This is a genomic window from Cellulosimicrobium sp. 22598 (assembly GCF_052044445.1).
Classification (GTDB): Bacteria; Actinomycetota; Actinomycetes; order Actinomycetales; family Cellulomonadaceae; genus Cellulosimicrobium; species Cellulosimicrobium cellulans_G.
The window spans coordinates 18,241-43,882 of the sequence record NZ_JBQEMZ010000027.1; the positions used below are offsets into that span (position 1 = coordinate 18,241).

Genomic DNA, 25,642 nt, shown 5'->3' on the forward strand with positions numbered 1-25,642 from the left:
GCGGGCGTCATGGGGGTCGGCAGGGCCGTGCGCGGGCCGCAGCCGGGGAGAGGAGGCTCACTCCCGCGCGTCCGGGTCCGGCCCGATCGAATCGATACGATGGACAGATGTCCTCGTCCTCGGTCGACCCCGCCCTGCCCCGACCGAGATCGTCCGCCCGCTGGGTGCTGCTCCTCGGCGCGCTCGCCACGCTCCCCGCGCTCACGGTCGACATGTACCTCCCGCTGCTGCCGGAGGTGGGCGCCGAGCTCGGGGCGCCCGACTCGCTCGCGCAGCTCACGCTGTCCGGGATGCTCCTCGGCGGCGCGGTCGGCCAGCTCGTCATCGGGCCGCTCTCCGACCGCTACGGCCGGCGCCTCCCGGTCCTCGTCGGGCTCTCGCTGCACGTCGTGACCTCGCTCCTGTGCGCGCTCGCGCCCAACATCGGCATCCTCATCGGGCTGCGCGTGCTGCAGGGGTTCTTCAACGCGTCCGCCTCCGTCGTCGCGATCGCCGCGATCCGGGACCGCTTCACCGGCTCGGACGCCGCCCGCATCCTGTCGCGCCTCATGCTCGTCATCGGGCTCGCCCCGCTCCTGGCACCGTCGATCGGCTCGTTCATCGGTGCCCACGCGACGTGGCGCGCGGTGTTCTGGGTGCTGGCGCTGGGTGGCATCGCGCTCGGGGCGATCGTGCTGCTCTGGATGCCCGAGTCCCTGCCCGTCGAGCGGCGGCGGCCCGCCGGTGCGCGCACCGTCCTGCGCGGCTACGCGAGCCTCCTGCGCGACCGCCACTTCGTCGCGCTCGCCGTCCTGCCCGGCCTCGGCCAGGCCGTGCTCATGAGCTACGTCGTGGGGTCGCCGTTCGTGCTCCAGGAGGGGTACGGGCTCAGCCACGGGCAGTTCGCGCTCCTCTTCGCGGTCAACGGCATCGGCCTCGTCCTGTCCGCGCAGGCCAACGCCGCCCTCGTCCGGCGCGTCGCGCCCGTGCGCCTGCTCCGGACCGCGCTCGTCGTGCAGGGGGTGTTCGCCGCCGGGCTGCTCGTGGTGGCCGTGACCGGCGCCGGCGGGATCGTCGGGATCGTCGCCGCCCTGTTCCTCGTCCTGTCGATGCAGGGCATGATCCCCGCGAACGCCTCCGCGCTCGCGCTCACCCGGCACGGCGAGATCGCCGGGACCGCGGCCGCCGTCATCGGGGCGTTCCAGTCCGGGGTCGCCGGGCTCGTGAGCCCGCTCGTCGGCGTCCTCGGGGGCGACGCCGTCGCGATGGCGACCGTGATGCTCGGCGCGGTCGTCGCGTCCCTGCTCGTGCTCGCCCTCGCCACGCCGGCGTTCCGCCGCGGCGGCTGGCACACGCCGGTCTGACGCCACGGCCGGCCTTCGCCGCCCTTTCACACGTCCTCCTGCTGGTTCTGCGCACGCGTCCACGCCGGACCCCTTACCCTCGGACCGTGCCAACGACCGCTCCCGCCTCGTCGTCCCCGCGTTCGCGGCCCCGCGCGACACCGACGACGCCCTCCCGGAAGGGCGGGGAGGACAAGCCCTCCGGCGGCCCGCACCATGCGCGCGCGCTGCGCACGCACCGCGTCGCACGGGCCGTCGGGCTCGTCCTCACCGGGGCCCTCGTGTTCGTCGCCGTCGGCGCGGGAGCCGTCTACCTCGATCTCAAGTCGAAGATCACCGTGAGCGACGTGTCGGGACTCGTCGTCGGCGGCCCGACGGTCGAGCCTCCGAAGGACCCGTCCGACCCGTTCGCCGGCAAGTCGCTCAACATCCTCGTCATGGGCACGGACTACCGCGACGCCGAGAACGCCGCGATCGCCGGCGAGGAGGAGGGCATGCGCTCGGACACGACGTTCATCGTGCACGTGTCCGGTGACCGCACGCGCATGGAGGTCGTGTCCATCCCCCGCGACTCGCTCGTCGACCTGCCGGCGTGCAACCTGCCCGACGGGTCGATGTCGGGCCCGCGGCGCAACACGATGTTCAACGAGGCGTTCCAGATCGGGTCGGGCGGCGTCGACGACATGACCTACGCCGCCGCGTGCACGATCACCGCGGTGCAGGACCTCACGGGCGTCCCGATCACCAACCACGTCGTCGTCAAGATGACCGGGGTCATCGGTGTCGTCGACGCCATCAACGGCGTCACCATGTGCTTCCCGGAGCCCGTCAAGGAGAGCCCGCGGTACGGCACCCTCGACCTGCCGGCCGGGGAGTACACGCTCAACGGCCACGAGGCGATCAGCTTCCTCCGGGCGCGCCACGGGACGGGCATGGGGCTCGAGATGGGGTCCGACCTCACGCGCATCGCGCGCCAGCAGGCGTTCATCGACTCGGCCGTGCGCGAGCTGCTCTCCCAGAACATCATCACCAACTCGCCCCAGCTCTACGGCGTCATCGAGGCGGTGCTCGGCTCGATCAGCGCGGACCCCACGATCGCGGACCCGACGGCGCTCGCGGGACTCGCGTTCAGCCTCCGCGCCATCAAGCCCTCCGAGGTCGTCTTCACGCAGGTCCCCGTCGTGGAGGCGGCGAGCGACCGCAACCGCGTCGAGTGGACGTCGGAGGCGGACGCCATCTGGCAGCGGCTCATCGACGACGCGCCCCCGCCCGGCCACGAGGCCGTCGCCGACCCGCGCGACGACGCGACGGCGCCCGCGGACGGGACGACCGACCCGGGGACCGGGACCGACCCCGGCGCGACCGACCCCGGCGCGACCGACCCGGGGGCGGGCACGACGGACCCCGGCACCACGGACCCCGGCACGACGCCGGAGACCCCGGTCGAGGAGCTGCAGCCCGGCGTCTGCGGCTGAGCCGGTCCGTCAGCCGCCCCGGTGACGGGTCGGGGCGCGGTCAGGAGCGACGCGTGGCGCCGAGGCGGGCGAGCCGGCCCACCGCCTCGCGGAGCACGTCCTCGCGCTTGACGAAGGTGAACCGCACGCGCGAGGCCAGCGCGCGGGCCGTCGTCGACCCCGGCGTGCAGAACGCGCTCACGGGGACGGCGACGACGCCCGCGAGGGCGGGCAGCTCACGGCACAGGGCGACGCCGTCCTCGACGCCGAGCGGGGCGCCGTCGGCGATGACGAAGTACGTGCCCTGGGGGACGACGACGTCGAACCCGGCCCGGACGAGGCCCTCGCACAGCAGGTCCCGACGCGCGGCGAGCGAGTCGGCGAGCGCGCGCGGGGTCTCGTCGTCGGACAGGGCGTCGGCGATGGCGGGCTGGAACGGCGCGCCGGACGTGTAGGTGAGGAACTGCTTGACCGTGCGGACCGCGGTGACGAGCGGCTCCGGCCCGTGCAGCCAGCCGATCTTCCAGCCGGTGAACGAGAACGTCTTGCCCGCCGAGGAGATCGTGACCGTGCGCTGCCGCATCCCGGGGAGGGTGGCGATCGGCACGTGCCGGGCGTCGTCGAACGTCAGGTGCTCGTAGACCTCGTCCGTGACGACGACCGCGTCGTGGCGGCGCGCGACGGAGGCGATCGCGTCGAGCTCGTCGAGGTCGAGCACCGTTCCCGTCGGGTTGTGGGGCGAGTTCACGAGGATGAGCCGCGTGCGGTCGGTGACGGCCGCGCGCAGGGCGTCGAGGTCGAGGCGGAAGCGGTCCGGGCCGGGCACGAGCGGGACGGTGACGTGGTTCGCCCCCGCGAGCGCGATGCACGCGGCGTGGGAGTCGTAGAACGGCTCGAGCGTCACGACGTCGTCCCCCGGGCCGGCGAGCGCGAGGATCGTCGCGGCGAGGGCCTCCGTCGCGCCCGTCGTCACGAGGACCTCGGTCTCCGGGTCGGGGTCGAGCCCGTAGTGCCGGTACTGGTGGCTCGCGACCGCGTTGCGCAGCTCGAGGATCCCCGGGCCGGGCGGGTACTGGTTGTGGCCCTCCTCGATCGCGCGGACCGCGGCGTGCTTGACCGTCGCCGGGCCGTCGACGTCGGGGAAGCCCTGCCCCAGGTTGATCGCCCCGGTGCGGTGCGCGAGGGCCGTCATCTCGGCGAAGACCGTCGCCGCCACCGCGCCGTCCGCGCCGAGGAGGCCGGTGGCACGGGCGGCGGCCTGCCAGCGGCCGGGCGGGAGGTCGGTCATGACCCGACCCTATCGGCGCCCGCGCCCACGATGTGGGACGGCACGGGCGGGTTCACCGAGGGGTACGGCCCAGATCCCGAGGCTCCGGGCACCGGTGTCCACAGGGCACTCCCGCGAGCCGCGCGGATGCCCTACTCTCTCGGTCAGGTCTTTCGGTCCGGCGGGGCAGCCGGCCAGCAGAGCAGGGGGAATGCTCGACATGTCTACGGACACGCACGCCGTCGGCGTGCTCGAGGGCGAGGTGCGGGAGCTCGTCCGACGCCGCGGGGTGGACCCCGTGCGCGACCGCGCGGCGGTCGACGAGCTCGTCCGCGAGGTGGTCGCGGACTACGAGACGCGGAGCGCGCTCGGAGCCGTCGCGCCGCTCGCCGACCCGACGGCCGCCGGTCGCGCGGTGGTCGACTCCGTGGCCGGCCTCGGGCCGCTCCAGCCCTACCTCGACGACCCGGAGATCGAGGAGATCTGGATCAACGCGCCCTCGCAGGTCTTCGTCGCGCGGGGCGGCCGGTCCGAGCTCACGACGACGATCCTCACCGCGGAGCAGGTGCGCGACCTCGTCGAGCAGATGCTGCGCTCGTCCGGCCGCCGGCTGGACCTGTCCAGCCCGTTCGTCGACGCCTCGCTGCCCGGGGGCGAGCGGCTCCACGTCGTCATCCCCGACGTCACGCGCAGCAGCTGGGCGGTCAACATCCGCAAGCACGTCGTCCGTGCGTCGCACCTCGACGACCTCGTCCGGCTCGGGTCGCTCACCCCGCAGGCGGCGACGTTCCTCGACGCCTCCGTCCGCGCGGGGCTGAACATCCTCGTCGCGGGCGCCACCCAGGCGGGCAAGACGACGATGCTCAACGCCCTCGCGGGCTCGGTGCCGCCCACGCAGCGCGTCGTGACGTGCGAGGAGGTGTTCGAGCTCCGGTTCGCCGTGCGGGACGTGGTGTCCATGCAGTGCCGGCAGCCGAGCCTCGAGGGGACGGGCGAGATCCCGCTGCGCCGTCTGGTCAAGGAGGCGCTGCGCATGCGCCCGGACCGGATCGTCATCGGGGAGGTCCGCGAGGCGGAGAGCTTCGACCTCCTCGTCGCGCTCAACGCCGGAGTCCCCGGGATGTGCACCCTGCACGCGAACTCGGCCCGCGAGGCCATCACCAAGATGTGCACGCTGCCGCTGCTCGCGGGCGAGAACGTCTCGGACCGCTTCGTGGTGCCGACCGTCGCGTCCTCGATCGACGTGGTCGTCCACCTCGGCGTCGACGCCGACGGGCGGCGCGTCGTGCGCGAGATCCTGGGGGTCACGGGCCGGGTCGAGCAGGGCGTGGTCGAGGCGGCGGAGATCTTCGTCCGGACGGGTGACCGGCTGGTGCGTGCCGACGGGTTCCCGCCGGGCGCGGACCGGTTCGCGCGCGCGGGGATCGACCTGGCAGCCGTGCTCCACCCGGAGCGCTCGCGCGTCCCCGCCGGCTCGGGGAGCGCCTCGGCGAGCACGGCGTGGTCGGGGGCGAGCTGACGTGGGCGTCGTCGTGGGGTTCCTGCTCGGCGCGGGCCTCTTCTGCGTCTGGTGGTCGTTCTGGACACCGGGCCCGCGCCGCGAGCGCCGGTCGGACGGCTGGACGGCGCGCACGCAGGACCTCCTCGTGCAGGCGGGTGCGCCGTCCGTGACGCCGGGCGCGCTGGTCGCGACGAGCGTGGGCCTGGGGCTCGTGGTCCTCCTCGTCGCGACGGTCCTGGCCGGGTCCGTCACGATCGCCACGTGCTTCGGTGCGATCGCCGCGTCCGTGCCGGCGCTCGTCGTGCGCTCCCGTGCCCGGCGCCGGAGGGCGCGCCTGCGCGACGTCTGGCCCGAGGTGCTGGACCACCTCGCCTCCGGCGTCCGTGCGGGCCTGTCGCTCCCCGAGGCCGTCGGACAGCTGGGCGAGCGCGGCCCGGCGGACCTGCGGGAGCCGTTCGTCCGGTTCGCGGTCGACTACCGGGCGTCGGGGCGCTTCGGGGAGTGCCTGGACCGGCTCAAGGACCGTCTCGCGGACCCGGTGGCCGACCGCATCGTGGAGGCGCTCCGGCTGACGCGCGACGTCGGCGGGACGGACCTGGGGCGGCTCCTGCGCACCCTCTCGACGTTCCTGCGCGAGGACGCGCGGACCCGCGGCGAGCTCGAGGCGCGCCAGTCCTGGACGGTCAACGGTGCGCGGCTCGCCGTCGCGGGCCCGTGGGTGGTGCTCGGCTTCCTCGCGACCCGACCCGAGACGGCGGCGGCGTACAACTCGCTGTCGGGTGCGCTCGTCCTCGGCGTCGGCGCAGCCTGCTCGGCCGCGGCGTACCAGCTCATGCTGCGGATCGGGCGGCTGCCCGAGGAGGAGAGGGTGCTCCGATGAACGCGCTCGACGTGTCGCTGACGGGAGCCGCGATCGGCGCGCTCGGCGCCGTGGGGCTGCTGCTCGTCGTCGCGGGCGTCCGCGGCCGCGCGATCCGGCTCGACGAGCGCCTCGCGCCCTACCTGCGGACGCACGACCGGACGTCGGTGCTGCTCCGCGACCAGCCGACCCGGACGCCGTTCCCGACGGTCGAGCGTCTGGTCGCCCCGGTGCTCGCGGACGCGGGTCGGGCGCTCGAACGGCTCGGCTCGACGTCCTCCGACGTCCGCCGTCGGCTCGAGCGTGCGGGCCGGCGTCAGAGCGTCGAGCAGTTCCGTGCCCGCCAGCTGGTGTGGGGCGTCGTCGGGCTCGCGCTGGGCACGTTCGTCGCGGTGGTCCTCGCCGCGACGCGGGGCTCGTCCGTCGTGCTGCTCGTCCTGCTCGCGCTGCTGTGCGGGGTGGGTGGCGTCCTCGCCTGCGACCACGCCCTGACGCGCGCCGTGCGACGCCGCGAGGAACGCATGCTCGCGGAGTTCCCGACCGTCGCGGAGCTGCTCGCCCTCGCGGTGAACGCCGGCGAGGGCCCGGTGGCGGCGCTCGAACGGGTCGCCACGACGGCCCACGGAGAGCTCTCGGGCGAGCTCCGCGCGATGCTCGCGTCCGTGCGCGCCGGCACGCCGCTCGCGCGGGCGCTCGAGCAGCTCGCCGACCGGACGGGCCTGCCGAGCCTGACCCGCTTCGCGGAGGGGGTCGCCGTCGCCGTCGAGCGCGGGACTCCGCTCGCCGACGTCCTGCGCGCCCAGGCGCAGGACGTGCGCGAGTCCGGGCGTCGCGCACTCATGGAGGCGGGCGGAAAGAAGGAGGTGGCGATGATGATCCCGGTCGTCTTCCTCATCCTCCCGGTGACGGTCGTCTTCGCCGTCTTTCCGTCGCTCGCCACGCTGCGGCTCGGGTTCTGAGCGCGCGGCTCCTAGGGCGCGTCCGGCGCCCCCACAGCTCACGTACGACACGACTCACGACGGACGAACGAGGGGAAACCATGCAGGGGTCGGGACGCAGGACGACGAAGGCACGGCGAGCGGGGCGCGAGGCGCTCGGACGCCTGGTGGGCGGGGACGCGGAACGCGGCGACGTCCCGGGGTGGGTGCTCATCACCTTGATGACCGCGGGCCTCGTCATCGCGTTGTGGGCTGTCGCAGGTCCGGCGCTGACGCAGGCCTTCAGCAACGCGATCTCGAGCGTGGGCGCGCCCTGAGGTGGCGCACGGAGTCGGTCGCGGCACGGTGACGACGGACCCCGAGCGCGGGTCGGCGGTGGTCGACTTCACCCTCGTGTCCGTCCTGGTGCTCGTGCTGTTCCTCGGCGTCGTCCAGGTAGCGCTCGCCGTCCACGTGCGGGCGACGCTCGTGGACTGTGCCGCAGAGGGTGCTCGGGTCGCAGGCCGTGCCGACCGTGGCCCGCAGGACGGAGCGGCCCGAACGCGCGACCTGATCACGGCCGCGCTCTCGTCCCGGTACGCGCAGGACGTCGTGGCGCGTCAGACGGTCGTCGACGGCCTCCCGGTCGTCGAGGTGACGGTCTCCGCGCCGCTCCCGGTGGTGGGTCTCCTCGGTCCGGCGGGCGTGGTGACCGTCGACGGGCACGCGCTCGAGGAAGCGCCGTGAGCCGCTGGCTGCGGGCGGTGCTCGCTCGCCTCACCGGGGGCGAGCGGAGGGGGGAGCGGGGGAGCGCCGTCGTGGAGTTCCTCGGCGTCGCGCTCGTGCTGCTGCTGCCGGTGACGTACCTCGTGCTGACGGTCGGGCGGCTGCAGGCGGCCACGTTCGCGGTCGAGGGCGCCTCGCGGGAGGCGGCGCGCGCGTTCGTGACCGCGCCGTCCGTGGCCGACGGTGCGCGGCTCGCCGAAGCGGCCGTCAGGCTCGCGCTCGACGACCAGGGCTTCGAGCCCGGTGCCGGCGTGCTGACGATCTCGTGCTCGGCCACGCCCTGTCTCGAGCCCGGGGCGGAGGTGGTCGCGCGGGTGAAGTTCGAGGTGCCGTTGCCGCTCGTCCCACCGTTCGTCCGGGCAGCGGTGCCCCTCGCGGTCCCCGTCGAGGCCCAGCACGTCGCGCCGGTCGACGAGTACGCCGCGAGGCGGCCGTGAGGCGCGCGCGCCTCGATCCGTGGCGACGGTGCACGTCCTGCGACGGTCCGGAGGACGGTCGGATCATGCTCCTCATGACGGCCTTCGTCGCGTTCGCGCTGCTGCTGGTCACGGTCGTGGTCAGCGCGACGCAGGTGCACCTCGAGCGCAAGCGGCTGTACGCGCTCGCGGACGCGCTCGCGCTCACGGCAGCAGACTCGATGACGCCCGAGTCGTTCTACACGGGCGCCGCGTCCGCACCCGTCGAGAGCGGCGTCCTGACGCTCACGGATTCGTCGATCCGGTCGGACGTCCAGGACTACCTGGACCGGAATCCCGGTGCGCTCGACGGCCTGCACGACGTCGTGGTGACCGAGGCGTCGACCGCCGACGGCCGCACCGCGACGGTGCGTCTCGCCGCCCGGGCACGACCCGCGATGATCAGCTGGGTGACCCAGGCGTGGAGTGATGGCATCATCGTGCGTGCAGAGTCACGTGCCAGAGCGTGGTGAGCACCTGTTGCTGTTCGACGACGAGCATCCAGGAAGGGACGGTACGCAACGACGCGCGAGCATGCTCCCGCGCCTTTGTTTACTTTCTTAACTTTGGATGGCCACTTCTGGTTCCTCTCTGTCAAAACCCCAGGTTCGCCGCTATGGTGATCCGGTCCGACAACAACTCCAACGATGGAGAGCTACAACATGAACGCACGAGCAACGAAGAAGCTCGTCGCCGGGGGTGCCCTCGGCGCGATGCTCATCGGCACGGTCGCCCTCGCGTCCGCTGCCTCCGCAGACCAGGTGGGCGACGGCCAGGGTGTCGACGTCTCCGTCGAGATCGAGTCGAACGTCGAGCCGGGCAACCTCGCGCTCTCGGTCGCCTCGAACGCGACCACGCTCACCGAGCAGGACTCGACCGTCGACGGCACCCGTGAGTTCACGGGCAACCTCCCGAACGTCACGGTCACCGACACGCGCACCGAGGTCCCCGCCGGGGCGTTCTGGTACGTGGTCGGTGTCGCTGAGGACTTCACGGGCGACGCGGGCACCATCGGGGCGGAGAACCTCGGCTGGGCGCCGTCGCTGGTCAGCGGGAGCGAGAGCGGCCTCGTCGAGGCCGGCGAGGGTGTCGACCCCGAGCTCGAGGGTGGCGTCGGCCTCGTCGAGCAGGACCTCCTCGTCTCGGCCTACGACTCGGCCGAGGTCAACCCGGAGGGCTCGTGGACCGCGTCCGCGGGCCTCACGCTCCGCACCGCCGAGGACGTCGCCGCCGGCGCCTACTCCTCGACGATCACGCTCTCCCTCTTCGAGGACTGAGCACACGGTCCTCGTGACCTGACGGCCGGCCGCGGTCGGCCGTCGACCGAGCAGTCCACGGCGGGCCGCTCCACTCGTCCGGCAGAGGTCGGATCGGGTGGGCGGCCCGCCGTCGTACGGAGAGAGCACCTGCGTGAACCCTGCATCACACCTGAGCCACGGACTGCGCCGCCCGGCCCGCTGGGTCGCCGCGGCCGGAGCGGCGCTCGTCGCAGCGCTCGCGCCGGCGCTGCCGGCGGGCGCGGCGTCCGGCGGCGTCCTGCCGCTCGACACCGAGGACGTCATCACCTGGGGCGTCAAGCCCGCCGACGCGGACGGCCCCGACGGGCGGTCCCGCGTCGAGCTGGTGCTCGACCCCGGGGCATCCGCGTCCGAGCATCTCGCCGTGTCGAACTTCAGCGACGTGCCCGTGACCTTCTCGATCCAGGCCGCGGACGGGTACATCAACCCCAAGGGCCGGTTCAACATGCTGCCGTCGGACCGGGAGTCGACCGGGGCCGGGACCTGGATCGAGGTCCAGGACTCGGTCGAGGTCGCGCCCGACGCGACGGTCGTCGTGCCGTTCACGGTGGCCGTCCCGGACAACGCCACGCCCGGCGACCACGTCGCCGGTATCGCCGCGACGATGACGAGCACCGGTGCGGGGGAGGGCGGGACGAGCGTCGGCGTGGAGAGCCGCGTCGGCTTCCGTGTCTCCACGCGCGTCACGGGAGACGTGGAGCCGGTCCTGACGGTCGAGAACGTCAAGGCGTCCTACACGCCGTCGTGGAACCCGTTCGCCGCGGGTGACATGACTGTCTCCTACGACGTGACGAACGACGGCAACGTCCGTCTCGGTGCCGATGGCGACGTCGCGACGTCGGGGTTCTTCGGGCTGCTGTCCACGGACCGCTCGGCGACGCAGATCCCCGAGGTCCTGCCGGGCGGCTCGCAGCGATCCCGCGTCGAGACGCCGAACGTCTGGCCGCTCGGCCCGGTCCGGTCGACGATCACCGTCACCCCGACGGTGGTGGACGACGACCAGGTCGACGCGCCGCTCGAGCCCGTCACGGTCACCGTGACGACCTGGGCCGTCCCGTGGCCGCAGCTCCTGCTGATCGCGATCGTCGTGGTCCTGATCGTCGGCGTCCGCGACGACCGCCGACGCCGGCGCCAGCGTCTCGAGGCGATGCTCGCGAAGGCGCGCGACGAGGGCCGCCAGCAGGCAGCGGGGAGCGAGCCCGCGCCGTCGGGCACGGGTGCGCCCGCCGCGAAGGGCGAGCCGAAGGCCTGACCTTCCGCGCCGCCGGGCACGGGTCTGCCGGCCCGGCGGCGCGGAGCGCGCGCGGTGTCGCGTAACCTTGAACCTCGTGGCCACCATCGACTTTCCGACCGAGATCAAGGCGCTGCGCAGCACGCTCGAGTCCATCGAGAGCGTGAGCGACCCGGAGGTGCTGCGCGCGAAGATCGCGGACCTCTCGGAGAAGGCGTCGGCCCCCGACCTGTGGGACGACCCGGACGCCGCGCAGAAGGTGACGTCGGCACTCTCCGCGGCGCAGTCCGAGCTGGACCGGGTGAAGAAGCTCGGCCAGCGCATCGACGACGTCGAGACCCTGGTCGAGATGGGCCAGGAGATGGAGGACGAGGACACCCTCGTCGAGGCGGAGGCCGAGGTCGCGGCGATCCGCAAGGACCTCGACCAGCTCGAGGTCCGCACGCTCCTCGCCGGCGAGTACGACGCGCGCGAGGCCGTCGTCACGATCCGCGCGGGCGCGGGTGGCGTGGACGCGGCCGACTTCGCGGAGATGCTCCTGCGCATGTACCTGCGCTGGGCGGAGCGCCACGGCTACCCGACCACCGTGCTCGACACGTCCTACGCCGAGGAGGCGGGCCTCAAGTCCGCCACGTTCGAGGTGAAGGCTCCGTACGCCTTCGGCCACCTGTCCGTCGAGGCGGGCACGCACCGTCTCGTGCGCATCTCGCCCTTCGACAACCAGGGGCGTCGCCAGACGTCGTTCGCGGCCGTCGAGGTCATCCCGCTCATCGAGCAGACCGACTCGATCGAGATCCCGGAGTCGGAGATCAAGGTCGACGTCTTCCGGTCCTCGGGCCCGGGCGGGCAGTCCGTCAACACGACGGACTCCGCGGTGCGCATGACGCACATCCCGACCGGCATCGTCGTGTCGATGCAGAACGAGAAGTCGCAGATCCAGAACCGCGCCGCCGCGCTGCGCGTCCTCCAGTCCCGCCTGCTGCTCGTGCGCCAGGAGGAGGAGAACGCGAAGAAGAAGGAGCTCGCGGGCGACATCAAGGCGAGCTGGGGCGACCAGATGCGCTCCTACGTGCTGCAGCCGTACCAGATGGTCAAGGACCTGCGGACCGAGCACGAGGTCGGCAACCCGTCGGCGGTCTTCGACGGCGACATCGACGACTTCATCGAGGCCGGGATCCGCTGGCGCCGCGGGGTGCAGAAGGAGGCCTGACCCTCGGCGGCCGCCCCGGGGCCGATTGATCCGAGCAACGGATCGATGCGCCCGGGTGCGGCGTGTCCGCCCCGCCGGGCCGGAGGCGCGTGCCTACCCTCGGGATCGTGCGACGAACCTCGTTCGTCCACGGATCGACCCCCGACCCGAGGAACGTGCCGTTGTGATCCGCTTCGAGAACGTCACCAAGGTCTACGCGCGCGGCGCGAGGCCGGCCGTCGACGACGTGTCGATGGAGGTTCGCCGCGGCGAGTTCGTCTTCCTCGTCGGCGCGTCGGGCTCCGGCAAGTCGACGTGCCTGCACCTCGTCCTGCGCGAGGAGCGCCCGACCAAGGGAAAGGTCTTCGTGGCGGGGCGGGACCTCGGGTCGCTGTCGAGCTGGAACGTGCCCAAGCTGCGGCGCCAGATCGGGGTCGTCTTCCAGGACTTCCGCCTCCTGCCGAACAAGACGGTGTTCGAGAACGTCGCGTTCGCGCTCCAGGTCATCGGCAAGCCGCGGCACACGATCGCGATCACGGTCCCCGAGACGCTCGAGATGGTGGGGCTCGCGGGCAAGGAGAAGCGCCGCCCGCACGAGCTCTCCGGCGGCGAGCAGCAGCGCGTCGCCATCGCGCGCGCCATGGTCAACCGCCCGCCGATCCTGCTCGCCGACGAGCCCACCGGGAACCTCGACCCCACGACGTCGCTCGGGATCATGCGCCTGCTCGACCGCATCAACCGCACCGGGACCACCGTCGTCATGGCGACGCACGACGAGGAGATCGTCAACCAGATGCGGCGTCGCGTCATCGAGCTCGACACCGGGACGCTCGTGCGCGACCAGGCGCACGGCGCCTACGGCGCGCGCGGGCAGGTCATCCCGGACCCGGACCGGGACGCCCCGGGCGCGACGTCCGGCACCGCGCCCGGCGCGGCGCCCGAGTCGGCGCCGACGACGGCCGTCCCGCGCGTGCAGCCGGCTGCGGCTCGGCCGGCTGCCGAGGAGGAGCCGGCCGAGCCGCCGTCGCGACGCTCGGTGCGCCGCCACGTCGAGGCGACGGCGGGGGAGTGATCGGCGTGCGACTCCAGTTCATCCTCGCGGAGCTCGGTCAGGGCTTGCGCCGCAACGTCTCGATGACGGTCTCCGTCGTCCTCGTCACCTTCGTCTCGCTGACGTTCGTCGGCGCGTCGATGCTCCTGCAGGCGCAGATCGGGAAGCTCAAGGACGACTGGTACGACAAGGTCGAGGTCTCCGTCTTCCTGTGCCCCACCGGCTCGCCGTCACCGACCTGCGCCGCGGGCGAGGCGACCCCGGACCAGATCGCCGCCCTCGAGGACGTCTTCGAGTCCGAGCTCGCCGACGAGATCCAGACCGTGTACTTCGAGTCCAAGGACGACGCGTTCGCCGCGTTCCAGGAGCGGTACCCGGACGGCTACCTCGGCACGCAGCTCACCGTCGACGACATGCAGGCGTCCTTCCGCCTCAAGCTCACCAACCCGGAGAACTACGAGGTCGTCAACGACGTCGTCACCGGGCGCCCGGGCGTGGAGGTCGTCGAGGACCAGCGCCGCATCTTCGACTCGCTCTTCCTCGCGCTCAACCGCGCGTCGCTCCTCGCCGCCGGCCTCGCCGCGGTCATGCTCCTCGCCGCGGTGCTGCTCATCACGACGACGATCCGGCTGTCGGCACTGAGCCGGCGCCGTGAGACCGGCATCATGCGGCTCGTCGGGGCGTCGAACCTCTTCATCCAGCTCCCGTTCCTGCTGGAAGGGGCGATCGCGGCCGTGCTCGGCGCGCTCCTCGCGGTCGGCGGGCTGTGGGTGGGGGTGAAGTACCTCGTCACCGACTGGTTGTCGCAGTCCGTGACGTGGGTGGCCTACGTCGACGAGTCGGACGTGCTGCGCATCGCGCCCGTCCTCGTCGGTATCGCGTTCCTCCTGGCGGCCGTCTCCTCGGTCGTCACGCTCAACCGCCACACGAGGGTGTGAGATGACCCGGGACCTCCGCCGCGCGACCGCGGCCCTGATCGCCACGACGATGCTCCTCGTGGGGAGTGTCGCGTCGGCCTCCGCCGACGACATCGACGACCGCCGCGCAGCCGCGGAACGCCGCCAGTCCGAGATCCTCGGCAACCGCGAGCAGCTCCAGTCCCAGCTCGAGGACACCGACGCCGAGCTCGCGCAGGCGGTGGTCGACCTCCAGGCGATCGAGGCGCGCCTGCCGGTCGCCCAGGCCGAGCTGGACGCCGCCGAGGCCGAGGTCGAGCGGACCCAGCGCGAGGCGGAGCTGCTCGCGCAGCGGCTCGAGGACGCGCTCGGACAGGAGGCCGCGATCAGCGCCGAGATCGAGCGCGGCGCGACCGAGGTCGCCGACGCGAAGTCCAGCATCGCGGAGATGGCGCGCCAGGCGTACCGCGGTCAGGGCGACGTCTCGAGCCTCGGCATCGTCACGGGTGCGCAGAGCACCGAGGAGTTCATCGAGGAGTACGCGGTCTCGTCGACGGCGGCGCGCAGCCAGTCCCGGTCCCTCCAGGACCTCCTCGAGGCCGAGTCGGTCGCGCGCAACCGCGAGGCGCGCCTGCAGGCGGTGCGGGAGACGGTCGCCGACCTGAAGAAGCAGGCGGACGAGAACGTCGTCGCCGCCGAGGCCGCGCGCAAGGCGGCGGCGGACCGCAAGGCCGAGGTCGAGCAGCTCATCGTCGACCAGCAGGCGAAGAAGGCGACGATCGAGGCGCGCAAGGCCGCGGCCGAGGCGAAGGTCGCCGAGAACGAGGCCGCCCAGCAGTCGCTGCAGCAGGAGATCAAGGGGATCATCGCCGAGCAGGCGGAGCGCGACCGCAAGGCCGCGGAGGAGGAGGCCCGGCGTCAGCAGCAGGGGCAGTCCTCCGGTGGGGGCGGCTCGTCGGGCGGTGGTGGTGGTGGCGGCTCCTCGTCGGGGGGAGACCGCGGCAGCATCTCGAGCTTCCTCTCGTTCCCGACCGCCGTGCCGTACGTGACGTCGAGCTACGGGATGCGGCTGCACCCGATCCTCGGGTACTACCGCCTGCACGCGGGGACGGACCTGCGCGCCTACTGCGGGACCCCGATCATGGCCGCGGGTCCGGGCACGGTGGTGCACGCCCAGTGGCGCAACGGCTTCGGCAACCAGGTCCTGATCAACCACGGGACCGTCGGCGGCTCGAACCTCATGACGAGCTACAACCACCTCACCCGGTTCGCGGTCTCCTCCGGGCAGTCGGTCAACAAGGGCGACGTCATCGGCTACTCGGGCAACACCGGGCTGTCGGGGGCGTGCCATCTCCACTTCGAGGTGTACGTCAACGGGTCCACCATCGACCCGATGTCGGTCCTGGGCTGATCCGGCCCGCCTCGTCGTGCGCTGCGTGCCCGACCCCCGCCGCCCTGCGCGCGGGGGATAATCGGTACCGGGCGTCGTCGGGCACCCGTACGCTGGTGCGCCGGCGACGACACGACAGCGAAGGACGGTAGGACACGGATGGCGAAGGACACCGGCCGCAAGGTCGTCGCCAGCAACCGCAAGGCACGCCACGACTACGTGATCGAGGACGTGTACGAGGCGGGGATCGTCCTGTCGGGCACGGAGGTCAAGGCGCTGCGCATGGGGCGCGCCTCGCTCGTCGACGGCTACGTCGCCGTCGACCGCGGCGAGGCCTGGCTCGAGAACGTCCACATCCCCGAGTACACCGAGGGCACCTGGAACAACCACGCGCCGCGGCGCAAGCGCAAGCTGCTCCTGCACAAGGAGGAGATCCTGCGCCTGGAGTCCAAGACGCGCGAGAAGGGGCACACCATCGTGCCCCTGGCGCTGTACTTCCTCGACGGCCGGGCCAAGGTCGAGATCGCGCTCGCGCGCGGCAAGAAGGAGTACGACAAGCGGCAGGCGCTGCGCGAGAAGCAGGACAACCGCGAGGCGCAGCGCGCGATGCGGCAGCGCGAGCTGCGCTGACCCCGGCGCGTCGGGTCCGACGACGGCCCCACCCGCTGGTGGCGTCGCCGCCCTCGACGTACGGTCGAGGACGAGACGTCGACCACGAACCAGGAGGCCCCATGGTCAAGCTCCGCCAGTACATCCCGCGCCTCGCGGCGGGTGCGTACATCCTCAACTCCGGCCTGAACAAGCGCGGCGCGGACGAGGCGACCGCGCAGGGGATCCACGGCATGGCGGCGGGGACGTACTCGTTCCTGGGGGACGTCGAGCCGAGGCAGTTCACCAAGGCGCTCTCGACCACGGAGATCGCGCTCGGCGCGGCGCTCGTCGCCCCGTTCGTCCCCACCGGGCTCGTGGCCGTGGGCCTGGGCGTGTTCTCGGCCGGGCTCGTGGGCATGTACCTGAAGACCCCGGGCATGACGCGCGAGGACGGCGTGCGCCCGACCGAGCAGGGCACCGGGCTCGCGAAGGACGTGTTCCTCCTCGGGATCGCGGGCGGTCTGCTCGTGGACGCGCTGAGCCGCAAGACGTAGGCGCCGGCGACGCGCACCGAGCCTCGTCCGGGAGGTGCGGAAATATCGGTGCGGCGGCCGGCGTTCATCCCGTAGGCTTGTCCCGCTGAGCGAGGACCGGGGCCGCCCGGGAGCCGCGCAGTGTTTGACAACTCCACAGGGGGTGATCGGTTTCGACGGTGGTCGTGCTTCGAGGAGAAGCGGGCCGAGGATGCAGGCTTATCTCGTTAACGATGTCTGCAAACCACAGGTGCCGATAACAAGCGCACCGACTTCGCCCTCGCCGCCTGAGCGAGCCCCGAAGTCCGTCAGCCCGAGCTAGCTCTCGACTCGGATCCTGGCGTCATCTAGAGAGCCACTGCTCGTAGTCCTCGTCATCGGGGCTGCGGGGACTTTCAGGTGACTGAGCCCGTCCGCACCTTGTCTGCGTGAGTGCGGGGGCCGAGAAAAACGACAGCAGACTGCGCCCGGAGAAGTCCTCGATCGGCGTCACCGGACCGGGGTTCGATTCCCCGCACCTCCACCCCTGCGGCAACGGCCCGCACCCCTCGAGGGTGCGGGCCGTCGTCGTCCAGCGGGTCCTTTCGTGGCCCGGAGCGGGGCGCCCGTCACCACCCGTGCTGCGCCCAGGCGGCGGCCGCCTCCTCGCCGTCGAGCCACTCGAGCCGCAGCCGCCGTCCCCGCACGACGAGGCCGTCGTCGTCCTCGCGGGGGAGCGGCGGCGCCTCGGGGTCGTCGCTGTACAGGTCCTCGGCCAGGGCCGGGTCGGCGTCGTCGAGGTGGGCACGCCACTGGACGCGCGGCTCGGGGTTGACGTGCCGCGGAAAGGCGGACGGGCCGACGGTGTCCCAGTGCGTGCACACGCGCGTCACGAGGTGCCCGACCAGCCGCGGCTCGCCGTCGTCCGTGTCGTGCCAGAGGCGGGCGACGCGCCCGGTCGGCGGGGTCTCGGCGATCGTCGGGTCAGTCATGGGTGGACGCACCGACGAGCGGCCCGCGGCTCGCCGCGGGAGCGTCGGGGCCGTCGTCGGGCCCCGGGCGGTCGGCGTCTTCCGGCGGCGTGCCGCCGTCCTGGGCTCGCCGCCGCGACCGGCGCAGGACCCAGCGCACGACGAGCAGCACCGCTCCGGCGACCACGAGCCACGGGAGCAGGGCACCGAGGACGACGACGAGCCCGTTGAGCGTGGCGAGCAGGGCGTTCCAGCCGTTCTGCAGGCCCCCGAGGAAGCCGCCGGGGGCGAGCTGCTCGGCAGGCGCGACCTGCACGAGCGTGACGTGCAGGGTCGACATCGAGACCTGGTCCGTGAGCGCCGCCCGCTGCGACTGGAGCGACTCCAGCTCGGCCTGGCGCGTCGTGAGCTCCTGCTCCGCGGCGAGCAGGTCCGCGGTCGTGGCGGCGTCGCCCATGAGCGTGCGCAGCCGTTCGACGGACGTCGTCAGGGCGTCGACGCGGGCGTCGAGGTCACGCGCGGTCCCGGTCACGTCGACCGCCTCGATCGACAGGTCGCGCACCTCGCCCACCTGGTCGAGCGCGTCGACGGTGGCGGTCGTCTGCGCCGACGGCACGCGGATCGTGAGCTCGGCCGACGCGCGCGCGTCGCCCTCGGGCTCCGACTGCCGCCTGCCCTCGACCCGGCCGCCCGCGCTCTCCGCGAGGTCGGCGACCGCGTCGGCCGCCGCCGACGGGTCGGCGGCCACGACCGTGACCGACCCCGTGGTGACGATCTCCCGGTCGGCCGCGGCGACGGCGCCCTCGTCCCCGGGAGCGATCCCCGAGGACGCGTCGCCGGGGCCGTCGGCCGCGCCGCTCTCCGCGACCTCCGAGACCGCGCCGCCGTCGTCCACGGAGTACGACGCCATGTCGCCCGAGGAGGCGGAGCAGCCCGCCAGGAGGGCGCCGCCGAGCAGGAGCGCCACGACGACGGCGAAGGGGCGAGTGGTCCGCATGCTGCGAGAGTAGGGGGCCAAGCGCGCGAACCGGACACCGTGCGCGACATCGTGACCGTCTTGTGAACTGGCCGTGATCCAACCGCAGCGCGACGTCCCCGACCGTGGACGGCGGCGCGCTCCGGAGCCCCGGCACGGCAGGATGGTCGCGTGCTCGTGTGCTGCGGTCTCGTGACCCTCGACGTCGTCCAGGTGGTCGACGCGCTGCCGCGTCCCGACGAGAAGGTCGTCGCGCGGTCGCTGTCCGCGACCTTCGGCGGGCCTGCCGCCAACGCCGCCGCGACGGCCGTCGCGCTCGGAGTCCCCACGCGGCTCGTCACCGCGGTCGGGGGCGGGCCGTTCGCCGCGGTCGTGCGGCGCGAGCTCGCGGACTGCGGGGTCGACCTGGTCGACGCCGCGGGGGAGGCGGCCGGCGAGCGCCTCGCCGTCTCGACCGTGCTCGTCACGGAAGGCACGGGCGAGCGCGCCGTCGTGAGCACCAACGCGTCCGGGTTCGACGATCTCGCCGCCCGCGCCACGGTCGACGGCCCGGGGCTCCTCGACGGCGTCGGGCCGGGTGACGTCCTGCTGCTGGACGGGCACCTGCCGGGCCTCGCGCTCGAGATGGCTCGGCAGGCGCGCGAGCGGGGCGCGGCCGTGGTGCTCGACGGCGGGTCGTGGAAGCCGGACGCGGCCCGGATGATCGGACTGTGCGACGCGGTGGTGGTGTCGGCGGACTTCCGGTCTCCGGGGGTCGGGGCGGGGGACGTGCTCGCCGCGGTCGCGGCGCTCGGCCCGCGGTTCGTCGCCCGGACGCGCGGCCCGCGTCCCGTCGAGGTGCTCGACGCGGGGGAGCGCTACGAGCTCGCGGTCCCCGAGCCGGAGCGCGTCGTCGACACCCTCGGCGCGGGTGACGTGGTCCACGGCGCGTTCGCGGCGGCGGTGTCGCGCGGTGCGTCGTGGCGGGCCGCGCTCGAGCAGGCGGTCGTCGTGGCCTCGCGCTCGGTGGAGCACCCGGGCGCGCGGGGCTGGGTCGACGCGGCGACGTCCTGAGGGGACGGGCGGGTCTACGGGCCACCTGGGGCGGGACCCAGGTCCCGCAGCGCGGGCCGATCGGCAACGTTTCGGTCACGAAGCCGCGAGAAAGTTGACAGCCACTTAGTAAAGGCAGTCTACTAACAAACATGACAACGGCAGTCACCGGGACCGGAGCACCGAGGAGGCGTCTGAGCACAGGGCTCAGGCCGACCTCGAAGGTGCTGCCCGAGCACGCTCGGGCCCACAACCGGTCCCTCGTGCTGCAGCACCTGTTCCACGAGGGACCCACCTCGCGCGCCGACCTGGCGCGCGCCACGTCCCTCACCCGGGTGACGATCTCGGACCTCGTGTCCGTGCTCATCGCGGAGGGCCTCGTCGAGGAGCTCGGCGTCCGCCCGGGCCAGCGCGTCGGCAAGCCCGCGATCCTCGTCGGGATGCGCACCAGCGCGTACCAGATCGTCTCCGTGGACCTCACCGACGACGAGGTGCTGCGCGGCGCCGTCCTCACGCTCACGGGCGACTTCGTCGTCCGGCAGAGCCTGGCGGTCGACGGCCGCACCGGCACCGAGCTGGTCGACCTCCTCACACGCTTCTGCCGCGGCCTCATCGCGTCCGCCACCCAGCCGGTCATCGGCGTGGGGATCGGCTCGCCCGGCGTCGTCGACGCCGAGGGTCGCGTCATCGAGGCGCCCAACCGCCGCTGGTACGACGTCCCGCTCGCCGCGCAGCTCACCGAGCGGCTCGGCCTCGCGGTCCACGTGGCCAACGACGCGAACATCGCCGCGCTCGGCGAGTTCACGTTCGGCGGCGCGGCCGGTGACGGCCTGCTCGTCCTCACCGTGGGCGAGGGCGTGGGCGCCGGGATCATGGTCGACGGCGCACGGGTGCGCGGGCACGCGGACGCGGCCGGCGAGCTGGGTCACGTGACCGTCGTCGACGACGGCGAGCCGTGCGCCTGCGGGCGCCGCGGCTGCCTGGAGACCGTCCTGTCCGTGCCGGCGCTGCGCCGCGCGGTGGACGGGCTCGACACCGAGGCTTCCGACGCCGTCCTGGCGTCGGTGGGCAGGACGCTGGGCATCGCTCTGGCACCTGTCGTCAGTGCGCTCAACCTCGCGGAGGTGCTCGTCAGCGGTCCTGCGGACCTGCTCGACGGGCCTCTGCGCGAGGCGGCGTTCGAGACCATCCGCTCCCGCACGATGCCGGTCATCGGCAGCGGGCTCCAGGTGCGGATGGCCACGCTCGACGAAGACGTCGTCCTTGCCGGGGCAGCCGTCCTCGTCCTGTCCGGACAGCTGGGGGTCTCATGAGCCGACGACGCTCGGACTGACCCCCACCGCCCGACCGGGGCCGGGCCCGCCCCAGCCCCTCAGACCTCCTGGGGAACCCCAGAGCAGCACCCCCAGGAACGCAGTACCCCTGCATGCGCTCGATTACGCAGGACTCCTGCCACACCTCCGGTGGCGTCACCGACGCCGCCACCAAGAATCACCGAGAGGAAGCACCCAGTGAAGAGGAACCGTCTCGTCGTCGCCTCCGTGGCGTCGACGATCACCCTGGCGCTCGCGCTGACCGCCTGCAGCACCGGCGGCGGCAGCGACGACAACGGCTCCGGCGAGACCGAGGCCGCGACCGGCGACATCCGCGTCTGGCTGGTCGGCTCGGACACGCCCGACGCCGCGCGTGAGTACCTCAAGACGACGTTCGAGGAGGAGAACCCGGGCAGCACGCTCACGATCGAGGAGCAGTCCTGGACCGGCCTCGTCGACAAGCTGACGACGTCGCTCTCGGGCTCTGACAGCCCGGACGTCGTCGAGGTCGGCAACACGCAGTCCGCCGCGTTCACCTCGGCCGGCTACTTCCGCGAGGTCACCGACGAGGAGTTCGAGGCGTACGGCGGCGACGACCTCCTGCCGGCGTTCGTCGACGCGGGCACGTGGGACGAGAAGCACTACGCGCTGCCGTACTACGCGGGCTCCCGCGTCGTGTTCTACTCGCCCCAGGTGACGGGCGACGCCCCCGTGCCGACCACGCTCGACGAGTACGTCGCGAGCGCCAAGGCGCTGACCACCGACACCGTGTCCGGTCTCTACTGGCCGGGCCAGGACTGGTACAACGCGCTCCCGTTCATCTGGGAGAACGGCGGCTTCATCGCCGAGCAGGGCGACGACGGCACGTGGGAGGCGGGCTTCTCCTCGGAGGGCGGCCTGAAGGGCATGGAGCAGGTCGCCGACCTCATGGCGAACGCCTCGCACGCCCCGAAGGACGGCCAGGAGACCGACCTCCAGGTCCCGTTCTGCGAGGGCAAGGTCGCGTACCTCTCGGCGCCGACCTGGATCCAGTGGTCCATCAAGGCTCCCGCTGACGCGGAGACCCCGGGTTGCGAGGACACGTACGGTTCCGACCTCACGGCGCTCCCGCTGCCCGGCAAGGACGGCGGCACCGCGACGGTCTTCGGTGGTGGCTCCAACATCGCGGTCGCCTCGAAGTCCAACAACCCCGAGCTCGCGGTCAAGGCGTACGCGATCATGATGAGCGACGAGTACCAGACGATCCTCGCAGAGAACGGCCTCATCCCGGCCAAGACCTCGCTCGCCGACAAGGTGCCGACGGACAACCCGATCGCCCAGGCCGGCGTCGAGGCCGCGATGAACACGCAGGTCACGCCGGTCTCGCCGCGCTGGGCCGACGTCGAGGCGCAGAACGTCCTGCAGACGGCGTTCACGCGCATCGCCAACGGTGACGACGTCAAGACCGTCGCCGAGGAGCTCGACGCGAAGATCGAGGAGATCCTCAACAGCTGAGCCACTCCGGTGTCCGCCGCGCCACCGGGCACGGCGGCACCGGGAGACGCTCGTCAGGGGTGGGGACTCCTCTCGGGGTCCCCACCCTTCGCATGACACGCGTCCCCTACGTCACCCTGCGCACCACCGCGCACCCCCCGACGGAGTGAGGAAATGAGCTCTACCAGCCTCGAACCCCGGACCGCGTCGCCCCGCGCGTCCGTGCGGTCGCCCAAGAAGCGGCCACCTGTCCTGCCGTGGACCCTGCTGGTCCCCAGCCTGATCGTGCTCGGCGTCATGGTCGGCTACCCGCTGGTCCGGCTGTTCGTCATGTCCTTCCAGAACTACGAGCGCGCCCAGCTGATGGGCGTGCCCGCCGAATGGGTGGGCTTCGACAACTACGTCAAGGTCCTCACGGACGTTGACGGGTTCTGGACGGTCCTGCTCCGCAGCTTCGTCCTCATGATCGTCTGGGTGGCCCTGACGATGCTGCTCGGCACGCTCGTCGCGCTGCTCATGATGCGGCTGAACAAGGGCTTCCGCCTGCTCGTGTCGGTAGGCCTGCTGCTCGCCTGGGCGATGCCTCCCCTTGCCGGGACCATCGTCTGGGGCTGGCTCTTCGACACCGAGTACGGCGTCGTCAACAACTTCCTGACCAAGATCACCGGGAACAACTGGATGGGGCACTCGTGGCTCCTCGACCCGCTCCAGTTCTTCCTCATCCTGACGCTGATCATCGTCTGGGGCGCGGTGCCCTTCGTGGCGTTCACGCTCTACGCCGGCCTGACGCAGATCCCGGGCGAGGTGCTCGAGGCGGCGCAGCTCGACGGCACGTCCCCGTTCCAGCGCTTCCGGCTCATCATGGTCCCGTACGTCCGCAGCATCTACACGGTGCTGATCGTGCTGTCGATCATCTGGGACCTGCGGGTCTTCACGCAGGTCTACGCGCTCCAGGGCATCGGCGGTGACCGCGAGAAGACGAACACGATCGGCGTCTACATCTACCAGATGGGCATGGCGCAGGGGCACTACGGCGTCGCCGGCGCCATCGCGGTGATCTTCGTGTTCATCATGCTCGCCATCTCGTTCTACTACGTGCGCCGGACGGTCCGGGAGGAAGAACTGTGAGCGCCATCTCCACCCCGACGGCCCCTGTCCGTCACGCCGTGACGCCGGGCCGCACCACCCCGCGCAAGAGCCGCGAGACGCAGCGCAAGAGGGCTGCGAACATCGGGTTCTCGATCCTTGCCGTCATCGTGTTCGTCGCGTCGGCGTTCCCCGTCTACTGGATGATCAACACGTCGTTCCTCCCGACGAACCTCATCCGGGGGACCGACCTCCACTTCTTCCCGACGCCCGACGTCTTCACGCTCAACAACTACGTGAACGTGTGGACGGACGACCGTCGCGCGCCGTTGCCGCCCGCGATGGTCAACTCGATCACCGTCACGCTCGTCACGCTGGTCGTGTCGATGATCCTCGGCTTCCTCGCGTCGCTCGCGATCACCCGGTTCTCGTTCAAGGGCCGGAAGTCGTTCATCGTCGCGCTGCTCGTGGTCCAGATGATCCCGGGCGAGGCCATGATGATCTCGATCTTCCGGATCGTCGACGGCTGGCAGATGCTCAACACCATCACGGGCCTGGCGTTCGTGTACATCTCAGCGGTGCTGCCGTTCACGATCTGGACCTTGCGAGGCTTCGTGCACGGTGTACCCGCCGAGCTCGAGGAAGCGGCCATGATCGACGGGTGCTCGCGCCCGAAGGCGTTCTGGAAGATCACCTTCCCCCTCCTCGCGCCGGGTCTCGTCGCTACGGGTGTCTTCGCGTTCATCCAGGCCTGGAACGAGTTCCTCATGGCCCTGATCATCATGTCCCGGCCGGAGTCCATGACCCTCCCGGTCTGGTTGCGCACGTTCCAGCAGGCGACGATGGCGACGAACTGGGGAGCGCTGATGGCCGGCTCGGTCATCGTGGCGATCCCGGTGGTCATCTTCTTCGTCATCGTCCAGGGCAGGATGACCGGTGGCCTCGTCTCGGGTGCGGTGAAGGGCTGACGTGAGCGACCTGAGCACGGCTGCCTCGCTGAACGGCGAGGCAGCCGCAGCCCTGGCCGGACGCTCCGGCCCCGAGGACACGTCGCGGTGCGACGCCTCGGGGACCGGGAGCGCGGTCGGTCTCGACATCGGCGGGACCAAGGTGCTCGCCGCCTTCCTCGGGCCCGACGGCGTCGCGCGGGAGACCCTGCGCCTGCCCACGGTGCGCGGGCCGCAGGGCGTCGTGTCCAGCGCGGCCCGTGCCGTCCGCGAGGTGGTGCGCCGCGCGGGTGCCGAGCTCGAGGACGTCGACGGCGTCGGCGTCGGCGTGCCGGGACTGGTGGACCCCGAGGACGGCTCGGTCATGCACGCCGTCAACCTCGGCATCGAGGGTGGGCGCTTCGCGCTCGCCGAGGCGCTGTCGGCGGAGCTCGGTGGTGTCCCGGTCCAGGTCGACAACGACCTCAACGTCGCCGCGCTCGGTGCGTCGCACCTGCGCGGGGACGACGGGTCGGACCTCGCGTTCCTCGCGCTGGGGACCGGTCTCGCTGCCGGGATCGTGCTGGGTGGTGAGCTGCGGCGGGGCGTGAGCGGCGCGGCGGGCGAGATCGGGCACATCCCGATCGACCCGCACGGGCCCGAGTGCGCGTGCGGCCAGCGGGGGTGCGTCGAGGTCTACGCCTCCGGCTCCGCGGTGTCCGCGCGGTGGCCGTCGCGCCACGGTCGACCCGCGCCGGCGGAGCTCTTCGAGGCGGCCGCCGCGGGCGACCCGGAGGCGATCCGGATCAAGGACGAGTTCGCGTCCGCCGTCGCCTCGGCGGTGCGGATCCTCGAGCTGACGGTCGACGTCCGTCACGTCGTGCTCGGCGGCGGCGTGTCCGCCCTGGGGCAGCCGCTCCTCGACGCCGTGCGCGCTGCGCTCGACGCGCAGTCGAGCACGTCCCCGTTCCTGTCCTCGTTGCGTCTCGCCGAGCGGGTCTCGCTCGCTCCGGCGGACGTCCCCGTCGCCGCGGTGGGCGCTGCCCTCGTCGGCCGTCGAAAGGTGAAGTGATGGAGGTCGTGATCGCTCCGGCGGAGCGGTTGGCGGTGCTGGCTGCGGACGCGATCGAGAAGGTGGTGCGGTCG

The 25,642-nt window shown here is 72.5% G+C and carries 25 protein-coding genes, 1 other RNA gene and 1 pseudogene; 24 read left to right on the forward strand and 3 right to left on the reverse strand.

Annotated elements, in window-relative coordinates; genetic code table 11:
- The first annotated feature begins 107 nt into the window (after window positions 1–107).
- Together ACTJIY_RS19735 and ACTJIY_RS19740 are read left to right on the forward strand one after the other, a co-directional pair.
- Complete coding sequence (locus ACTJIY_RS19735; RefSeq protein WP_353708022.1) at window positions 108–1,343, forward strand: multidrug effflux MFS transporter; 1,236 nt, start codon at window positions 108–110, stop codon at window positions 1,341–1,343.
- Window positions 1,344–1,429: 86 nt separating this feature from the next.
- Window positions 1,430–2,797 carry an LCP family protein gene (locus tag ACTJIY_RS19740; RefSeq protein ID WP_440675265.1) on the forward strand — a complete coding sequence of 456 codons (1,368 nt, stop codon included), beginning with the start codon at window positions 1,430–1,432 and terminating at the stop codon, window positions 2,795–2,797.
- Window positions 2,798–2,837: 40 nt separating this feature from the next.
- On the opposite strand, the gene ACTJIY_RS19745 is transcribed toward ACTJIY_RS19740, so the two are convergent.
- Window positions 2,838–4,064: a pyridoxal phosphate-dependent aminotransferase gene (locus ACTJIY_RS19745; protein ID WP_353708023.1), complete on the reverse strand. Its 1,227-nt coding sequence runs from the start codon at window positions 4,062–4,064 to the stop codon at window positions 2,838–2,840.
- A 199-nt stretch (window positions 4,065–4,263) separates the two neighbouring features.
- On the opposite strand from ACTJIY_RS19745, the gene ACTJIY_RS19750 reads away from it, so the two are divergent.
- From ACTJIY_RS19750 to ssrA, 16 genes and pseudogenes are all read left to right on the forward strand, one after another.
- A complete protein-coding gene (locus tag ACTJIY_RS19750; RefSeq protein ID WP_353709597.1) occupies window positions 4,264–5,562 on the forward strand; it encodes a CpaF family protein in 1,299 nt (432 codons plus the stop codon).
- Between the two features lies 1 nt (window position 5,563).
- Window positions 5,564–6,424, forward strand: coding sequence for a type II secretion system F family protein (locus ACTJIY_RS19755; protein WP_440675264.1), 861 nt, complete (start codon window positions 5,564–5,566; stop codon window positions 6,422–6,424).
- Window positions 6,421–7,362 carry a type II secretion system F family protein gene (locus ACTJIY_RS19760; RefSeq protein WP_253051135.1) on the forward strand — a complete coding sequence of 314 codons (942 nt, stop codon included), beginning with the start codon at window positions 6,421–6,423 and terminating at the stop codon, window positions 7,360–7,362. Before ACTJIY_RS19755 ends, ACTJIY_RS19760 begins: the two co-directional genes overlap by 4 nt.
- 80 nt (window positions 7,363–7,442) lie before the next feature.
- Window positions 7,443–7,658, forward strand: a complete 216-nt coding sequence (locus tag ACTJIY_RS19765) for a hypothetical protein (RefSeq protein WP_440675263.1) — start codon at window positions 7,443–7,445, stop codon at window positions 7,656–7,658.
- A 28-nt stretch (window positions 7,659–7,686) separates the two neighbouring features.
- Window positions 7,687–8,067 (forward strand): TadE/TadG family type IV pilus assembly protein, encoded by a 381-nt coding sequence (locus ACTJIY_RS19770; protein WP_253051137.1) that lies wholly within the window; start codon window positions 7,687–7,689, stop codon window positions 8,065–8,067.
- Window positions 8,064–8,543, forward strand: coding sequence for a TadE/TadG family type IV pilus assembly protein (locus ACTJIY_RS19775; protein WP_440675262.1), 480 nt, complete (start codon window positions 8,064–8,066; stop codon window positions 8,541–8,543). Before ACTJIY_RS19770 ends, ACTJIY_RS19775 begins: the two co-directional genes overlap by 4 nt.
- A 65-nt stretch (window positions 8,544–8,608) precedes the next feature.
- On the forward strand, window positions 8,609–9,034 hold the full coding sequence (locus tag ACTJIY_RS19780) for a hypothetical protein (protein WP_440675261.1): 426 nt from the start codon (window positions 8,609–8,611) through the stop codon (window positions 9,032–9,034).
- Window positions 9,035–9,223: 189 nt separating this feature from the next.
- The gene (locus ACTJIY_RS19785; protein ID WP_353708026.1) at window positions 9,224–9,838 is read left to right on the forward strand and encodes a hypothetical protein; all 615 of its coding nucleotides are present in this window, start codon (window positions 9,224–9,226) and stop codon (window positions 9,836–9,838) included.
- A 133-nt stretch (window positions 9,839–9,971) separates the two neighbouring features.
- Entirely contained in the window at window positions 9,972–11,111 is a 1,140-nt protein-coding gene (locus ACTJIY_RS19790) for a COG1470 family protein (RefSeq protein WP_440675260.1), read from the forward strand.
- Window positions 11,112–11,187: 76 nt separating this feature from the next.
- A complete protein-coding gene (gene prfB, locus ACTJIY_RS19795) occupies window positions 11,188–12,300 on the forward strand; it encodes a peptide chain release factor 2 (protein ID WP_253051142.1) in 1,113 nt (370 codons plus the stop codon).
- Between the two features lie 163 nt (window positions 12,301–12,463).
- Window positions 12,464–13,144: pseudogene (gene ftsE, locus ACTJIY_RS19800) on the forward strand (cell division ATP-binding protein FtsE); the annotation flags it as partial.
- 212 nt (window positions 13,145–13,356) lie between these two features.
- Window positions 13,357–14,268: a permease-like cell division protein FtsX gene (ftsX, locus tag ACTJIY_RS19805; RefSeq protein ID WP_047234060.1), complete on the forward strand. Its 912-nt coding sequence runs from the start codon at window positions 13,357–13,359 to the stop codon at window positions 14,266–14,268.
- A gap of 1 nt (window position 14,269) precedes the next feature.
- Entirely contained in the window at window positions 14,270–15,637 is a 1,368-nt protein-coding gene (locus ACTJIY_RS19810; RefSeq protein WP_440675259.1) for a peptidoglycan DD-metalloendopeptidase family protein, read from the forward strand.
- Window positions 15,638–15,775: 138 nt separating this feature from the next.
- Window positions 15,776–16,246, forward strand: coding sequence for an SsrA-binding protein SmpB (gene smpB / locus ACTJIY_RS19815; protein WP_047234045.1), 471 nt, complete (start codon window positions 15,776–15,778; stop codon window positions 16,244–16,246).
- 101 nt (window positions 16,247–16,347) lie between these two features.
- Window positions 16,348–16,761 carry a hypothetical protein gene (locus ACTJIY_RS19820; RefSeq protein WP_440675258.1) on the forward strand — a complete coding sequence of 138 codons (414 nt, stop codon included), beginning with the start codon at window positions 16,348–16,350 and terminating at the stop codon, window positions 16,759–16,761.
- 138 nt (window positions 16,762–16,899) lie between these two features.
- Window positions 16,900–17,266, forward strand: a transfer-messenger RNA (tmRNA) gene (ssrA, locus tag ACTJIY_RS19825).
- An 82-nt stretch (window positions 17,267–17,348) separates the two neighbouring features.
- Here ssrA and ACTJIY_RS19830 read toward each other — a convergent pair.
- Both ACTJIY_RS19830 and ACTJIY_RS19835 read right to left on the reverse strand, forming a co-directional pair.
- Window positions 17,349–17,711 carry a hypothetical protein gene (locus tag ACTJIY_RS19830; RefSeq protein ID WP_253051146.1) on the reverse strand — a complete coding sequence of 121 codons (363 nt, stop codon included), beginning with the start codon at window positions 17,709–17,711 and terminating at the stop codon, window positions 17,349–17,351.
- Window positions 17,704–18,687 (reverse strand): DUF4349 domain-containing protein, encoded by a 984-nt coding sequence (locus tag ACTJIY_RS19835; protein WP_439158898.1) that lies wholly within the window; start codon window positions 18,685–18,687, stop codon window positions 17,704–17,706. The genes ACTJIY_RS19830 and ACTJIY_RS19835 overlap by 8 nt, the downstream gene beginning before the upstream one ends.
- Before the next feature lie 156 nt (window positions 18,688–18,843).
- Between ACTJIY_RS19835 and ACTJIY_RS19840 the strand changes: the two genes are divergently transcribed.
- The 6 genes from ACTJIY_RS19840 to ACTJIY_RS19865 all read left to right on the forward strand — a co-directional run bounded on the left by ACTJIY_RS19840 (window position 18,844) and on the right by ACTJIY_RS19865 (window position 25,568).
- On the forward strand, window positions 18,844–19,719 hold the full coding sequence (locus tag ACTJIY_RS19840) for a PfkB family carbohydrate kinase (protein WP_440697256.1): 876 nt from the start codon (window positions 18,844–18,846) through the stop codon (window positions 19,717–19,719).
- A 131-nt stretch (window positions 19,720–19,850) separates the two neighbouring features.
- A complete protein-coding gene (locus ACTJIY_RS19845; RefSeq protein ID WP_082141568.1) occupies window positions 19,851–21,011 on the forward strand; it encodes an ROK family transcriptional regulator in 1,161 nt (386 codons plus the stop codon).
- Window positions 21,012–21,209: 198 nt separating this feature from the next.
- Complete coding sequence (locus tag ACTJIY_RS19850; RefSeq protein WP_440675256.1) at window positions 21,210–22,505, forward strand: extracellular solute-binding protein; 1,296 nt, start codon at window positions 21,210–21,212, stop codon at window positions 22,503–22,505.
- Between the two features lie 153 nt (window positions 22,506–22,658).
- Window positions 22,659–23,612: a carbohydrate ABC transporter permease gene (locus ACTJIY_RS19855; RefSeq protein WP_440675255.1), complete on the forward strand. Its 954-nt coding sequence runs from the start codon at window positions 22,659–22,661 to the stop codon at window positions 23,610–23,612.
- 5 nt (window positions 23,613–23,617) lie between these two features.
- Complete coding sequence (locus ACTJIY_RS19860; RefSeq protein WP_440675271.1) at window positions 23,618–24,538, forward strand: carbohydrate ABC transporter permease; 921 nt, start codon at window positions 23,618–23,620, stop codon at window positions 24,536–24,538.
- 1 nt (window position 24,539) lies between these two features.
- On the forward strand, window positions 24,540–25,568 hold the full coding sequence (locus ACTJIY_RS19865; RefSeq protein WP_440675254.1) for an ROK family protein: 1,029 nt from the start codon (window positions 24,540–24,542) through the stop codon (window positions 25,566–25,568).
- The last annotated feature ends 74 nt before the right edge of the window (window positions 25,569–25,642 follow it).

Coding starts and splice junctions, on each gene's coding strand:
- ACTJIY_RS19750 (WP_353709597.1), top strand. CDS start 4,264: ATGTCTACGGACACGCACGCCGTCGGCGTGCTCGAGGGCGAGGTGCGG.
- ACTJIY_RS19735 (WP_353708022.1), top strand. CDS start 108: ATGTCCTCGTCCTCGGTCGACCCCGCCCTGCCCCGACCGAGATCGTCC.
- ACTJIY_RS19785 (WP_353708026.1), top strand. CDS start 9,224: ATGAACGCACGAGCAACGAAGAAGCTCGTCGCCGGGGGTGCCCTCGGC.
- ACTJIY_RS19830 (WP_253051146.1), bottom strand. CDS start 17,711: ATGACTGACCCGACGATCGCCGAGACCCCGCCGACCGGGCGCGTCGCC.
- ACTJIY_RS19855 (WP_440675255.1), top strand. CDS start 22,659: ATGAGCTCTACCAGCCTCGAACCCCGGACCGCGTCGCCCCGCGCGTCC.
- ACTJIY_RS19760 (WP_253051135.1), top strand. CDS start 6,421: ATGAACGCGCTCGACGTGTCGCTGACGGGAGCCGCGATCGGCGCGCTC.
- ACTJIY_RS19835 (WP_439158898.1), bottom strand. CDS start 18,687: ATGCGGACCACTCGCCCCTTCGCCGTCGTCGTGGCGCTCCTGCTCGGC.
- ACTJIY_RS19845 (WP_082141568.1), top strand. CDS start 19,851: ATGACAACGGCAGTCACCGGGACCGGAGCACCGAGGAGGCGTCTGAGC.
- ACTJIY_RS19765 (WP_440675263.1), top strand. CDS start 7,443: ATGCAGGGGTCGGGACGCAGGACGACGAAGGCACGGCGAGCGGGGCGC.
- smpB (WP_047234045.1), top strand. CDS start 15,776: ATGGCGAAGGACACCGGCCGCAAGGTCGTCGCCAGCAACCGCAAGGCA.
- ACTJIY_RS19810 (WP_440675259.1), top strand. CDS start 14,270: ATGACCCGGGACCTCCGCCGCGCGACCGCGGCCCTGATCGCCACGACG.
- ACTJIY_RS19780 (WP_440675261.1), top strand. CDS start 8,609: ATGCTCCTCATGACGGCCTTCGTCGCGTTCGCGCTGCTGCTGGTCACG.
- ACTJIY_RS19745 (WP_353708023.1), bottom strand. CDS start 4,064: ATGACCGACCTCCCGCCCGGCCGCTGGCAGGCCGCCGCCCGTGCCACC.
- ACTJIY_RS19820 (WP_440675258.1), top strand. CDS start 16,348: ATGGTCAAGCTCCGCCAGTACATCCCGCGCCTCGCGGCGGGTGCGTAC.